The 13,986-nt window shown below is 64.1% G+C and carries 8 protein-coding genes; all 8 read right to left on the bottom strand.

The window, feature by feature from the left end; genetic code table 11:
* Nucleotides 1–1,632, bottom strand: a complete 1,632-nt coding sequence (locus AC1RWL_RS21455) for an alpha-D-glucose phosphate-specific phosphoglucomutase (protein ID WP_493097193.1) — start codon at nt 1,630–1,632, stop codon at nt 1–3.
* A 31-nt stretch (nt 1,633–1,663) separates the two neighbouring features.
* Nucleotides 1,664–3,112, bottom strand: coding sequence for a glycogen synthase GlgA (glgA, locus tag AC1RWL_RS21450; protein WP_493097192.1), 1,449 nt, complete (start codon nt 3,110–3,112; stop codon nt 1,664–1,666).
* Between the two features lie 8 nt (nt 3,113–3,120).
* Entirely contained in the window at nt 3,121–4,383 is a 1,263-nt protein-coding gene (gene glgC / locus AC1RWL_RS21445; protein ID WP_256119777.1) for a glucose-1-phosphate adenylyltransferase, read from the bottom strand.
* Between the two features lie 24 nt (nt 4,384–4,407).
* Nucleotides 4,408–6,621 (bottom strand): 1,4-alpha-glucan branching protein GlgB, encoded by a 2,214-nt coding sequence (glgB, locus tag AC1RWL_RS21440; RefSeq protein WP_439617536.1) that lies wholly within the window; start codon nt 6,619–6,621, stop codon nt 4,408–4,410.
* Nucleotides 6,621–9,080 carry a glycogen/starch/alpha-glucan phosphorylase gene (locus AC1RWL_RS21435; protein WP_435266309.1) on the bottom strand — a complete coding sequence of 820 codons (2,460 nt, stop codon included), beginning with the start codon at nt 9,078–9,080 and terminating at the stop codon, nt 6,621–6,623. The genes glgB and AC1RWL_RS21435 overlap by 1 nt, the downstream gene beginning before the upstream one ends.
* Before the next feature lie 204 nt (nt 9,081–9,284).
* Entirely contained in the window at nt 9,285–10,526 is a 1,242-nt protein-coding gene (locus AC1RWL_RS21430) for a vWA domain-containing protein (RefSeq protein ID WP_493097191.1), read from the bottom strand.
* Nucleotides 10,527–10,667: 141 nt separating this feature from the next.
* Nucleotides 10,668–11,555: a transglutaminase family protein gene (locus AC1RWL_RS21425; RefSeq protein ID WP_493097221.1), complete on the bottom strand. Its 888-nt coding sequence runs from the start codon at nt 11,553–11,555 to the stop codon at nt 10,668–10,670.
* Between the two features lie 22 nt (nt 11,556–11,577).
* Nucleotides 11,578–13,971, bottom strand: coding sequence for a circularly permuted type 2 ATP-grasp protein (locus AC1RWL_RS21420; protein ID WP_256119922.1), 2,394 nt, complete (start codon nt 13,969–13,971; stop codon nt 11,578–11,580).
* Nucleotides 13,972–13,986 lie beyond the last annotated feature (15 nt).

The following is a 13,986-nucleotide window of genomic DNA, read 5'->3' as shown; positions in this document are numbered from 1 at the left end:
TCAGGTAATCACGGTCGGCGCGTCGCGGCCGGTTCTGGTCCTGATGCCGGCGATCTCGTCGGCGACGGCGATGAGGTCGGAAAGCGCCTCCTGCGTCTCGACGTCGTGGCGCGCGGCATCGGGCTCGAAGCGCTCGATATAGACGCGCAGCGTCGCGCCCGACGTGCCGGTGCCGGAGAGGCGGAAGACCACGCGCGAGCCGCCTTCGAAAAGGATGCGGATGCCCTGGTTCTTGCTGACCGACTGGTCGACCGGGTCGTTATAGGCGAAGTCGTCGGCCGTCGCGACGGTGAGGGCGCCGAAGCTCTTGCCGGGCAGCGTGGCGAGCTGATCGCGCAGGTTCGCCACCAGGCCGTTTGCGGCGTCGGTATCGACTTCCTCGTAGTCGTGGCGGGAATAGTAGTTGCGGCCGTAGGTCGCCCAGTGCTGCTGGACGATGTCGAGCACGCTTTCCTTGCGCACGGCGAGGATGTTGAGCCAGAGCAGCACGGCCCAGAGGCCGTCCTTCTCGCGCACATGGTTGGAGCCGGTGCCCGCGCTTTCCTCGCCGCAGATCGTGGCAAGGCCCGCATCGAGCAGGTTGCCGAAGAACTTCCAGCCGGTCGGCGTCTCGTAGATGCCGATGCCGAGCTTTTCGGCAACCCGGTCGGCCGCACCCGAGGTCGGCATGGAGCGGGCGATACCGGCAAGACCCGCGGCATAGCCGGGAGCGAGATGGGCATTGGCGGCGAGCAGCGCGAGGCTGTCGGAGGGGGTGACGAAGATGCCCTTGCCGATGATCAGGTTGCGGTCGCCGTCACCATCGGAGGCGGCGCCGAAGTCCGGCGCGTTGTCCGCCATCATCGTCTCGTAGAGCGCGCGGGCGTGCACGAGGTTCGGGTCCGGATGGTGGCCGCCGAAATCGGGCAGCGGCATGAAGTTCAGCACGGAGCCCTTGGTGGCGCCGAGGCGGTTTTCGAGGATTTCCTTGGCGTAAGGGCCGGTGACGGCGCTCATGGCATCGAAGACGACGCGGAAGCCGCCGGCGAGCAGCGCACGGATGGCGGCGAAGTCGAAAAGCTGTTCCATCAGCTCGGCATAGTCGGCGACCGGGTCGATGACGGTGACCGTCATGCCGTCGACGTCCTGCGTGCCTTCATGGTCGAGATTGACGTCGGCGACGTCGGCGATCTTGTAGCTGTCGATCGATTTGGTGCGGGCGAAGATCGCGTCGGTGATCTTTTCCGGCGCCGGGCCGCCATTGCCGATATTGTACTTGATGCCGAAATCTTCCGTCGGGCCGCCGGGATTGTGGCTGGCGGACAGCACGATGCCGCCGAAAGCCTTGTATTTGCGGATGACGTTGGAGGCGGCGGGCGTGGAGAGAATGCCGCCGCGGCCGACGAGAACGCGGCCGAAACCATTGGCGGCCGCCATCTTGATGGCGAGCTGGATGACCTCGCGGTTGTAGTAGCGTCCGTCGCCGCCGATCACCAGCGTTTCGCCGGCAAAGCCTTCCAGCGAATCGAAGATCGCCTGGATAAAGTTTTCCGCATAGTTCGGCTGCTGGAAGACGGGGACCTTCTTGCGCAGGCCCGAGGTGCCCGGCTTCTGATCGGTGTAAGGCGTGGTCGTTACGGTCTTGACGGTCATCGGCTCATACTCTTCAGGAAAGATTGGCTCTTCAGGAAAGGTTGGCTCTCGAAAGAAGGCTGGAATAGAGGTCAGCGTAGCGCGCGGCGCTGTTTTCCCAGGAAACGTCCGACTTCATACCTTGGTTCTGGATGCGTGCCCAGATTTTCGGTTCGTTATAGGCCTTGAAGACGCGGCGCAGCGCCTGGCGCAGGCCCTCGGCATTGATCGGCGTGAACTGGAAACCGGTGGCGACGCGGGCGGAAAGCGCGGCTTCGTTGGCGTCGATGACGGTATCGGCCAGCCCCCCGGTGCGCGCGACGACGGGGATGCAGCCATAGCGCAGGCCGTAGAGCTGGGTGAGGCCGCAGGGCTCGAAGCGCGAGGGGATGAGGATCGCGTCGGCGCCCGCCTGCATGAGGTGCGACAACGGTTCGTTATAGCCGATGACGATGCCGATTCGGCCGCGGTGGCGGGAGGCAGAGGCCAGCAACGCGCCTTCGAGGCCCTGGTCGCCGGAGCCGAGCACGGCGAGCTTGCCGCCCTGCTCGACGATCCAGTCGGCGACCTCGGCGATGAGATCGATGCCCTTCTGCCAGGTGAGGCGGCTGATGACGCAGAAGATCGGGCCGTCGTCATCGCCGAGGCTGAAGCGTTCGGCAAGCGCGCGGCGATTGGCGGCGCGCTGCTTGGGCGCGCCGGGCGCATAGGGGCGGGCGATATGCGTGTCGGTCTCGGGGTTCCAGACGGCGGTGTCGATGCCGTTGACGATGCCGACGAGGTCGCTGGCGCGGGCATTGATCAGGCCTTCGAGACCCATGCCGTATTCCGGCGTCATGATCTCGTGGGCGTAGGTCGGGCTGACGGTTGTGATCGACCAGGCGGTGCGCAGCCCGCCCTTCAGGAAACCGACATCGCCGTAATATTCCAGCCCGTCGACGGTGAAGGCCTCCGGCGGCAGGCCGAGGTCGGGGAAGATATCGGCGCCATACTGGCCCTGGAAGGCGAGGTTGTGCACGGTGAGCACGGTCGGAATGTGCTGCAGGCCGGTATAGCGCATGTAGACGGCGGTCATCGCCGCCTGCCAGTCATGCGCCTGTACGATATCCGGCCGCCAGTCCGGCAACAGGCCGCGGGCGATCTCGGCGCCCGCAAGCGAGAGGGCGGCGAAGCGCTGCCAGTTGTCGACGAAATCCTTGCCGGTGGCGTCCGAATAGGGGCCGCCTGTCCGGTCGAAGAAGCCTGGCGCATCGAGCACGAGGATATCGAGACCCTCGTGTTTGGCGGCGAGGATGCGGGCGGGTTCGCCGAGCAGGTCGTCGAAGCGCGCGACCTCCTGAAGCGACTCCAGCCGCTGCATGACAGCGGGATAACCGGGCATCAGCGTGCGCATATGCACGCCGTGCCCGGCAAGCGCGATCGGCAAGGCGCCGGCGACGTCGGCGAGGCCTCCCGTCTTGATCAGCGGGAATACTTCGGATGCCACCGAAAGGATATTCATCAGGACGACTACTGCTCCAGCTTGTCGATCATCGGTTGGGTGATGAGGCAGATGCCGCCGCTCGACCGGCGGAAGCGCCTGGCGTCGGCTTCCGGGTCCTCGCCGACGACGAGGCCCTCGGGAATGATGACGCCGCGGTCGATCACGACATTCTTGAGGTTCGCGTGCCGGCCGATCCTGACATCGGGCAGCACGACCGCGCCCTCCAGCCTGGAGAAGGAATTGGCGCGCACGCCGGTGAAGAGCAGGCTGCGGTGCAGCGTCGAACCGGAGATGATGCAATCGCCCGAAACCAGCGAGGAGATCGCCGAGCCGCGGCGGTTCTCGTCGTCATGCACGAACTTTGCCGGCGGCTTGATCTCGGCGAAGGTCCAGATCGGCCAGGTACTGTCGTAGATGTCGAGTTCCGGCGCAATGTCCGTGAGGTCGATATTGGCCTGCCAGTAGGCATCGATCGTGCCGACGTCGCGCCAATAGGCCTCGCGCTCGAAATCCGAGCGCACGCAGGAGGAGGCGAAGCGGTGGGCGACGGCTTTGCCGTGCTGGACGATGTAGGGAATGATGTCCTTGCCGAAATCGCGGCTCGACGTCGGGTCGGCGGCGTCGCGGCGCAGGAGGTCCATCAGGAACTTGGTGTGGAAGACGTAGATGCCCATGGAGGCGAGCGCCAGGTCCGGCTGGCCGGGAATGCCCGGCGGATCGGCCGGCTTCTCGACGAAGGCGATGATCTGGTCCTTCTCGTCGACATGCATGACGCCGAAGCCGGTCGCTTCCATGCGCGGCACTTCCAGGCAGCCGATGGTCACCTGCGCGCCGGAATCGACGTGCTGCTGGAGCATCAGCTCGTAGTCCATTTTATAGATATGGTCGCCCGCCAGGATAACCATGTACTCGACGCCATGGTCCTCAATGATGTCGATGTTCTGGTAGACGGCGTCTGCGGTGCCCTCGTACCATTGCGTCTCGGACACGCGCTGGCTGGCCGGCAGGATGTCGAAGCTTTCGTTTCGCTCGGGGCGGAAGAAGTTCCAGCCGCGCTGCAGGTGGCGGATCAGCGAATGCGCCTTGTACTGCGTGGCGACGCCAATGCGGCGGATGCCGGAATTCAGCGCATTGGACAGCGCGAAGTCGATGATGCGCGCCTTGCCGCCGAAATAGACGGCGGGCTTGGCGCGCCGGTCGGTCAGCTCCTTGAGGCGGCTTCCTCGGCCGCCGGCAAGAACATAGGCCATCGCGTCACGGGCGAGGGGTTGAATCCGCTTTTGCTCCATAGTGTCCTCCCGACAGTCGATTTTTTACGCGTCCAGTTCCAGCATCAGCGTTGCCAGCGGGGGCAGCGTGATGGCGGCTGAGATTCTTCCATTTGCCTGTTTCTTGGCCTGAACGGCCCCGCCATTCCCCTTGCCGCTGCCGCCGTAGATTTCGGCATCGGTGTTGAGGATCTCGCGCCACCGGCCCTCCACCGGCAACGGCACCCCGTAGTTCTCGCGGTAGACGGGGGTGAAGTTGGTGACGACGGCGATCATCTTCTCGCCCGGCGCCTTGCGCAGCCAGGCGAAGACCGAGTTTTCGCGATCGTCGGCGATCAGCCATTCGAAGCCGTCGCCTTCGCAGTCGCGCGCATGCAACGCGGCCTTGCGGCGGTAGGTGCCGTTCAGGTCGCGCACCAGCCGGCGCATGCCCTCGTGCAGCGGATATTCGAGCAGGTTCCAGTCGAGCGACTTTTCCTCGCTCCACTCCTGCCATTGCGCGAATTCCTGGCCCATGAACAGCAGCTTCTTGCCGGGATACCCCCACATGAAACCGTAATAGGCGCGCAGATTCGCGAATTTCTGCCAGTCGTCGCCCGCCATCTTGGCGATCAGCGAGCCCTTGCCGTGCACCACTTCGTCGTGGGACAGCGGCAGCACGAAGTTCTCCGTGAAGGCATAGAGCAGGCCGAAGGTCATGTCATTGTGGTGGAACTTGCGGTGCACCGGCTCGCGCGACAGATATTGCAGCGTGTCGTGCATGAAGCCCATGTTCCACTTGAAGCCGAAGCCGAGGCCGCCGTCATGCACGGGTGCCGACACCTTCGGCCACGAGGTGGATTCTTCCGCGATCGTCAGGATGCCGGGATGGGCGGCATAGACATGGGCGTTCATCGATTGCAGGAAGCGGACCGCCTCCAGGTTCTCGTTGCCGCCATATTCGTTCGGGACCCATTCGCCGTGCTTGCGCGAATAGTCGAGATAGAGCATCGAGGCGACCGCATCGACGCGCAGCCCGTCGAGGTGGAATTTTTCCGACCAGTAGAGCGCATTGTTGATGAGGTAGGCGAGCACTTCGGCGCGGCCGAAATTGTAGATCGCCGTGTTCCAGTCCGGGTGAAAACCCTGGCGCGGGTCCTCGTGTTCGTAGAGCGCGGTGCCATCGAACTGGCGCAGGCCATGCGCATCCGTCGGGAAATGCGCTGGCACCCAGTCGAGGATGACGCCGATGCCGACCTTGTGGCAGCCGTTGACGAAGCGGGCAAAACCTTCCGGCTCGCCGAAGCGGGCGGTCGGCGAATAAAGGCCGGTCGTCTGGTAGCCCCAGGACGGGTCGAAGGGATATTCGGTGATCGGCAGGAACTCGATATGGGAAAAACCCATGTCGACGCAGTAGGGGATCAGCCGGTCGGCGAGCTCGTCCCAGGTCAGCATGGCCCCGTCGCCGTGGCGCTGCCAGGAAGCGGCATGCACCTCGTAGATCGAGATCGGCTGGCGGCGCGCATCGGCGGTCGCCCAATGCTTGAGATGCGCCTCGTCCTCCCATTCCTGCGCGATCGGCCCGGTGGTCATCGAGGCGTTGTTGGGGCGCAGTTCCGAGCGGCGGGCGAAGGGGTCGGCCTTCAGCGGCAGGACCTCGCCGTTAATGCCGACGATCTCGTATTTGTAGGCATGGCCTTCGGTAATGCCGGGTAGGAAGATTTCCCAGATGCCGGTGTCACGGCGCAGGCGCATCGCGTTGCGCCGCCCGTCCCATTCGTTGAAATTGCCAACGACGGAGACACGCTTGGCATTCGGCGCCCAGACGGCGAAATGGAAGCCTTCGATGCCGTCGAGCGTCATCGGATGGGCGCCCAGCTTGTCGAAAAGGCGCAGATGCGAGCCTTCGCGGATATAATAGTCGTCCATCGGGCCGAGCACCGGCCCGAAACTATAGGGGTCGATCACCACCCACTCGCCGCCCTCGTTGCGGGCGCGATAGCGGATCGGCTGGAGTTTCTTGAGGGAGACCTCGCCGGCGAAGATGCCGGCCGGATCGACCTGGGTGAGCGCGCCGATCTCCTTGCCCGCCAATGTCTCGGCGGTGACTTCGGCGGCACCCGGCAGGAAGCAGCGGGCGATATATTTGTCGCCCGCCGGATGGGGGCCGAGCACTGCGAACGGATCCCAGTGCCGGCTTTCCAAAATTGCATCGATGTCCGCTTTTGCCAGAAGCTCTGACGGTTGGTCCGTCGTGCCTTTTTTCGGCGGTGCGGTCATCAGGCTCTCCAGATTTCCTTGGCGTATTGGCGAATGGTGCGGTCGGACGAGAACCAGCCCATGCGGGCCGTGTTGCGCACGGTCTTGGAGTACCAGGCCGTCTTGTCGAGCCAGATGGCGTCGACATCGCGCTGGGCCTTTGAATAGGCGTCGAAATCGGCCGCCACCATGAACCAGTCGTGATTGTAGATGCCGTCGACGAGGCCGGTGAAGCGGTTGCGGTCATCCGGCGAGAAGACGCCCGAAGAAATCGCGGCCAGCGCCTGCGACAGTTCCTTCGACTGCTCGATGATGGCGCGCGGATTGTGCCCTTCGGCCCTCACCTTCGCCACTTCTTCCGCCGTCATGCCGAAAATCACGATGTTCTCCTCGCCGACATGGTCACGCATCTCGACATTGGCGCCGTCGAGCGTGCCGATGGTCAGTGCACCGTTCAACGCGAACTTCATGTTTCCGGTTCCCGACGCTTCCATGCCGGCGGTCGAAATCTGCTCCGAGAGGTCGGCGGCCGGCACCATGATCTCGGCGAGCGAGACATTGTAGTTCGGCACGAAGACGACCTTGAGCAGGCCGCGCACGGCGGGGTCGTTGTTGATCACGCGCGCCACGTCGTTGGCGAGCTTGATGATCAGCTTGGCATTGTGGTAGCTCGGCGCCGCCTTGCCCGCGAAGAGTTTGACGCGCGGCACCCAGTCGAGTTCCGGATGCGAGCGGATCTGGTCGTAGAGCGCCACGGCCTCGATGATGTTGAGGAGCTGGCGCTTGTATTCGTGGATGCGCTTGATCTGGATGTCGAACATCGCGGCGGGATCGATGCGGACCCCCATGCGGCTACCGACCAGGTTGGCGAGACGGTTCTTGTTCTCCCGCTTGATCGCCGCGAAACGCTCCTGAAAGTCCTTCTTGTCGGCGAAGGCGTCGAGCGCCTTCAGCGCCTCGGCGTCGTCCATGAAGGCTTCGCCGATCGATTCGCGGATCAGGTTGAACAGGCCCGGATTGCACTGCATCAGCCAGCGGCGCGGCGTGATGCCGTTCGTCTTGTTGTTGATGCGGTTCGGATAGAGCTTGTGCAGGTCGGCGAAGACCGTTTCCTTCATCAGCTCGGTGTGCAGCGCCGACACGCCGTTGATCGAGTGCGAGCCGACGAAGGCGAGGTTGCCCATGCGCACGCGGCGCTCGCCGGATTCCTCGATCAGCGAGATGCTGCGGATGCGCTGGTCCTCGAAACCTTTTTCCTTGCGGGCTTCGACCAGGATCTTGGCATTGATCGCATAGACGATCTGCATATGCCGCGGCAGCAGCCGTTCGAGCAGCGGCACCGGCCAGCTTTCCAGCGCTTCGGGCAGCAGCGTATGGTTGGTGTAGGAGAAGGTGCGGCGGCCGATATCCCAGGCGACGTCGAAATCCAGCCCGTGAACGTCCATCAGCAGGCGCACGAGTTCGACCACGGAAATGGCCGGGTGCGTGTCGTTGAGCTGGATCGCGACGGCGTCCGGCAGGGACGTGAAGTCCGGATATTGCTGGAGATGGCGGCGCAGGATGTCCTGCAGCGAGGCGGAGCAGAAGAAGAACTCCTGGCGCAGGCGCAGTTCCTGGCCGGCGGGCGTGGCATCGGCCGGATAGAGCACGCGCGTCAGGCTTTCCGCTCGGTTGCTTTCCTTCAGAGCGCCGATGTGGTCGCCTGCATTGAAGGCGTCGAGCAGGATCGGGTCGATCGGGTTGGCGGCCCACAGGCGCAGCGTGTTGACGCGTTTGCCCCGCCAGCCGACGGCCGGTGTGTCGAAGGCGGTGGCGATGACGCGCTCGGCCGGCTTCCAGACGAAACGCTGCTTGTCCTCGCCGATATTGATGGTCTCAACGGCGCCGCCGAAGCCGATTTCGTAGGAGCTTTCGCGGCGTTCGAATTCCCAGGCATTGCCGTGGGCGAGCCAGGTTTCCGGCAGCTCGACCTGCCAGCCGTCCGCCATCTGCTGGCGGAAGAGGCCGTGCACGTAGCGGATGCCGTAGCCGTAGGCGGGCACGTCCACCGTCGCCATGCTTTCCATGAAACAGGCGGCAAGGCGGCCGAGACCGCCATTGCCGAGGGCGGCATCCGGCTCCAGCTCGGCGATGATGTCGATATCGACGCCGAGGGAGGCGAGCGCGTGGCGCATCTCGTCCATGATGCCGATATTGGTCATCGCGTCGCGCATCAGGCGGCCGATGAGGAATTCGAGCGACAGGTAGTAGACGCGCTTTGCGCCCGTCGCATAGGTGCGGCGGGTGGAGTCCATCCACTTGTCGGTGATGCGGTCTCGCGCCACCAGGATCGCGGCCGTCAGCCAGTCATGGGGCTTGGCCACTTTCGGGTCTTTCCCGATACGGTATTTGAGGCGCTCCAGAAGTTCGGTGGCGAGTTGTTCTCGGTCCGAAGATCGGAGGGCCGGGGCGAGATCGTTGTTGGTAACCCGGTTCATCATGGTGAACTTTTGTCCCCTCGCATTTGGTGCGTCGTTCTCGCGAAAGTCGCGTTTAAATCAATTTATGCATCTATCCGAAGCGCTTGCAATACGCCTTTTCAAGAAAGGCCACATGCATTTTCGACATGCCTGAAACACGCCGAACATGCTAAAAAACCCGCCGCGCAATGCGCGGCGGGTCCGTTTTGGCGATGGTTTTGCGGTTTACTTGGTCAGGCGGGCAACCGCTGCGGCCGTGCGGCTACCGATCTCCTTGAAGGCGCTGACCAAACCCGCCATGTTCGTCGCTTCAAAATAGTTCGATCCGGTGGTGGCGCAGGCTTTCAAGAGATCCTGGCCGCGCTTTGGCGCCATGAAAGCCACGGTATAGACCTCGATCTTGGCCTCACGGGCAGCCTGGCAGCTCTTCTTCGTTTCCTCGTCTGACTTTGTATCGTTCGGGGAACCGTTATAGTGGGTGTTCTCGCCGTCGGTCATGAACACGATGAAGCGTGTCGGGGTCTGGCCGCTCTTATTCTTGTGGATGGTGTCTTCCGCGGTGTCTTTCACCTTTTTCAGGCCCTGTGCAAAGGCGCCGCTCGAATCCGTGCCGCCCTGCGGTACTGCCGCAATGGCGTTGACATAGGCGAGCGCGCCCGCCGTGCCCCAGGCGAGATCGACGGTGGTCAGCATCTTGTCATTGTAGGATACGGCGCCGGTGCGGACGTATTTTTTGTCCGGATCGGCGGTATTCAGCTGCGTGACGAGGCTTGCCACCGCAGTCTTCAGCGCCGCGATCTTCGAGATATAGCACGGCGAGGTTTCCTTCAGATTGGCTGTGTACCAATTGCTCGACGTGTGATTCTGGCACTTCTTGTTCGGGGTCGGGTCCTTTTCGTTGGTGATGAAGGACATCGAACCGGACTGGTCGAGCACGAGGAACATCGAAACCGACTGTTTCTTTTCCGCGGTGCCGCTTTCGGCCGTGCTTCTCGCATGCATCTGGGTCGATGTCTGGCCGAGAAGGCGGGTGAAGGGATTGAAATCCAGCGTATAGCTCGTTGCCACATCCACCTGGAACGACTTGGCGGTGCCGGAAAGCACGGTCTCCTTGATGTCGATGACGGTGGAGGTCGAGTAGTCGTTCTTGTCCTTGTCCTCGTGTTCCCCTTCGGCATTCGCGCTGCCGCCGGTCGTCATCTGGCTCTTCAGGAAACGCATGGCGAGTTCCTTCGCCTGCGCGACGGTCTTGCCATCATTGGCAAGCGAGGAGGCGGCGGCGAGGGCGGCCGCGTCGGTCGCGTCCTGCAGCTCGGCCTTGATCATGACCATCTTGGTGAGGTCGATGGCGACGCCGCCGGCCGCCAGCATGACCGGGAAGACGAGGGCCGTCATCATTCCGAAATTACCGCGACGATCCCGCAGGAGGCGGGAGAGCCAGGACCGTTTTTCCGTATTCTTCGTCATGAGCGTTCACCCAGCATCTTCATAATGTGGGGCGAAACTAGCAGCGAAGTGTTATTTAACGGTTCGGGCGCGTGGTATAGTTTTCGTAAAATTGCGCCGATCCCGCAGTTCCGGCTTTTCCCGTTGTTTCCAAACGGGATTTCACGCGGTCTGGCGCACCGGGATGACGTCGACGGCCTGGGTCGTCTTGTGCTGGCCGTAACCTTTCAGGATGCCGATGACGGGGGCGACGTCGGCGTAGTCCCGACCATAGGCGACGACGATATGGTCGGTGCCGGCGGGGATGTTGTTGGTCGGGTCGAGCTCCATCCAGCCGTTCACCCGGCCGCACCAGAAGCGCACCCAGGCATGCATGGCATCCGCCCCTTCCAGCCGCTCCTTGCCCGCAGGCGGAATGGTGCGCAGGAACCCGCTGACATAGCCGGCGGGAATGCCGAGGCTTCTCAGCGCCACGATCATCACATGGGTGAAATCCTGGCAGACGCCGCGCTTCAGCTTGAAGGCCTCGCGCGGGGTGGTGTCGACATTGGTCGCCTTCGGATCGTAGGTGAAATCCTTGTGGATGCGGGCGCAGATGGCGGTCGCGATGGCGCGGATCGTCATGTCCGGCTTGGCGATGGCGCGGGCGTATTCGGCGATCTCGGGGCAATCCTTCAGCCGCGGGCTCGCGCCGGTGTAGTGATGGGGCGAACCGGCATCGAGCGACCAGTAATTGGCGATGTCCTCCGGCAAGTCGGCGACGCGCGGCGAAAAATCCGCGGCCGGCTCCGGCATGTCGACATGGACGCGGGCCTGCATGCGGATGTCCAGCCGCTCATGCGCGTTGCGAAAGAGGATCGAGCTCATCGGGTTTTCGAAGAAGTCGTTGTGGTCAACCCGCTCGCCGGGGCCGGGATTGACGCCGACCGTGCCGGCGACCAGCCGCTGGCGGCCGCCGATCGACAGGGGCAGCACCCGCACGATATGCCGGCCGCCGGAAACCGGCGTGTCGTAGAGATAGCTGATCTGGAGGTTGACGTCGTAGAGCATGGTCACAGCGTCTCCTCCCTGTTCAGCTCAGATAGGTCTGGGCGAGGATGTCGGAAAGCTTTTCGAGTTCGGTCTCGAAACGCTTGTAGACCGCATCCGTCATGGTTTCCGGCGTCATTACCGCCAGCCCCGCATGAAGCCGCATGGCCTCGCGGTAAAACGGCGACATCTGGCCATTGGCATAGGCGTTCGGCAGCTGCTCGACCTCGTTCTTGATCTCGTTCAGCTGGTAGAGGATCGAGCGCGGGTTGAGGGCGTCGAGCGCCAGTAGGTCGGTGACCGTCAGCCGCGCCGTCGCCACGTTATAGCGGCGGCGGTGGGTCATCACGCTGTCGCCGATCTCCAGCAGCATGTCGAGTGCGCCGTCGGGCGCGTCTTCGCCGGACATGTGGCCAAGCAGGCGCGTCATGTGCAGGCCGCGTTCGAGATAGCGGCCGATCGAGAGGAAACGCCAGCCGGTGAAGCGGTACATGTTTTCGTGCACGAGGCCGGCGAAGCCCGCGAGCTTGCGCAGGAGCACGGTCATGGCGCGCGTGGCGTCGTCGCCGGGCTGGACGCTGACATGGAAGCGGCGAGCGGTCTTCGACAGGTCGTTCAGCGCCAGCCAGCCGTCCGGCGAGAAGCGGTCGCGGATGTTGCCGGCGGAAAAGACGGCGCTGTCGATGCTGCGGATCAGGCTCGTCGGCATGGCCTCCGCCGTGTCGATGCCGAGCGCGTCGAGATAGTCGCTGACGTCCTTCAGCAGCGGCTGCTCGGGATTGGCGTATTCGGCGTAGCGCCCGTGCCAGGCGCGCAGCACGCGCAATGCGCCTTCCGCCCGCTCGATATAGCGGCCGAGCCAGAAGAGGTTGTCGGCCGCGCGGCTCGGCAGGCTGCCGGGCATGTTGCGGGTGAACATCTCTTCGGCCGGCAGCAGCGAGGTGCGCTCGACCGGCTTGCGGCTGACGATCCAGACATCCGCCGCGGAGCCGCCCTCCTGCATGGCGATCGCTGCGACATTGTCGCCGGCGCCGATGCGGGCAAAGCCGCCCGGCATGATCTGCCAGCCGCTCCGCGTGCGGGCAGCGAAGACGCGCAGCGACATCGGCCGCGGCACGAGCTTGCCATCGACGAAGGCGGGCGTGGTGGACAGCGTCACCGCTTCCTGGCCGACCAGTTTCACGCCGTCCGTTGCCAGCCATTCGGCGATCGACTGTTTGGCCGTGTCGCGCAGCGAGGAGCCGAGCACCGACTGCTCGTTGTCGTCGAAGAAAGGGCGGGTCGAATAGGCGGGGCCGATGACCATGCGCTCGATATTGGCCGCGACGTGTTCGCGTTCGCTCTTCTGGCCGCACCACCAGGTGGCGACGGAGGGCAGCATCTGGTCCTCGCCGAGCAGTTGGCGACAGATGTTGGGCAGGAAGGCGAGCATGGCGCGGGTCTCGACGACACCGGCGCCGAGCGCGTTGACGATGCTGACGGAGCCGGAGCGCAGCGCCTCGACGATGCCGGGCGTGCCGATATGGGAGTTCTGGTTCAATTCCAGCGGATCGGCAAAGGAGGCATCGAGGCGGCGCCAGAGCACGCCGACCGGCTTGAGGCCGGCAACGGTGCGCACCATGACCTTGCCGCCGACGACCGTCAGGTCCTCGCCTTCCAGCAGCATGAAGCCGAGATAGCGGGCGATATAGGCGTGTTCGAAATAGGTTTCGTTGGCGAGGCCCGGCGTCAGGACCGCGATGCGGTCTTCCGCGGATTTGTTGCCCTGCAGCGTGCTGCGGAAGGCGCCGAAGAAACCGGCGAGGCGGTGGACGTGGGTTTCCGCGAAGACATCGGAGAAGGCGCGTGTCGTCGCCACGCGGTTTTCGACCGCGAAGCCGGCGCCCGATGGTGCCTGCGTGCGGTCGGAAAGCACCCACCAGTTGCCGTCCGGCCCGCGGCCGATTTCGAAGGAGACGAAGTGCAGGAAATGTTTGCCGGCGGGCTGCACGCCGACGAGCGGGCGCAGGAATTCGCTGTTAGAGGCGACGAGGGCCGGCGGCAGCAGGCCGTTGGCGACGAGTTCGTTCTTGCCGTAGATGTCGGCGACGACCGCCTCCAGCAGTTCCGCCCGCTGGATGAGGCCGCGTGACAGGGTCTCCCACTCGGCATCGTCGATGAGCACGGGAATGTGGGAGAGCGGCCAGGCGCGCTCGGCGCCGGCCTCCTTACCATAGGCCCGGTAGAAGACGCCGGCGTCGCGCAGGTAGCGGTCGGCACGGGCGAAGCGGCCGGCAAGCTCGGTCTCGTCCATCTTGCCGAGTGCGGCGAGAAAATGCCGCCAGACCGGCCGTACTTCGCCGTTCGTGTCGACCATCTCGTCGGCGACGCCCGGAGGCGGTGCATAGGCGCGCGTCGGCTTTTGCGCCGTACCGGCCTTGACGCGTTCTGCCTCCACACTCGTGGTCTTCAA

Source organism: Shinella sp. GW821-FHT10F02 (assembly GCF_058809275.1).
The sequence above is the reverse complement of the archived record's forward strand: the minus strand, read 5'-3'. Positions and strand labels throughout refer to the sequence as shown.

Excerpts from the sequence above, each read along its gene's own strand:
- AC1RWL_RS21455 (WP_493097193.1), bottom strand. The coding sequence starts at position 1,632 with ATGACCGTCAAGACCGTAACGACCACGCCTTACACCGATCAGAAGCCG.
- glgA (WP_493097192.1), bottom strand. The coding sequence starts at position 3,112 with ATGAATATCCTTTCGGTGGCATCCGAAGTATTCCCGCTGATCAAGACG.
- AC1RWL_RS21435 (WP_435266309.1), bottom strand. The coding sequence starts at position 9,080 with ATGATGAACCGGGTTACCAACAACGATCTCGCCCCGGCCCTCCGATCT.
- AC1RWL_RS21425 (WP_493097221.1), bottom strand. The coding sequence starts at position 11,555 with ATGCTCTACGACGTCAACCTCCAGATCAGCTATCTCTACGACACGCCG.
- AC1RWL_RS21430 (WP_493097191.1), bottom strand. The coding sequence starts at position 10,526 with ATGACGAAGAATACGGAAAAACGGTCCTGGCTCTCCCGCCTCCTGCGG.
- glgC (WP_256119777.1), bottom strand. The coding sequence starts at position 4,383 with ATGGAGCAAAAGCGGATTCAACCCCTCGCCCGTGACGCGATGGCCTAT.
- glgB (WP_439617536.1), bottom strand. The coding sequence starts at position 6,621 with ATGACCGCACCGCCGAAAAAAGGCACGACGGACCAACCGTCAGAGCTT.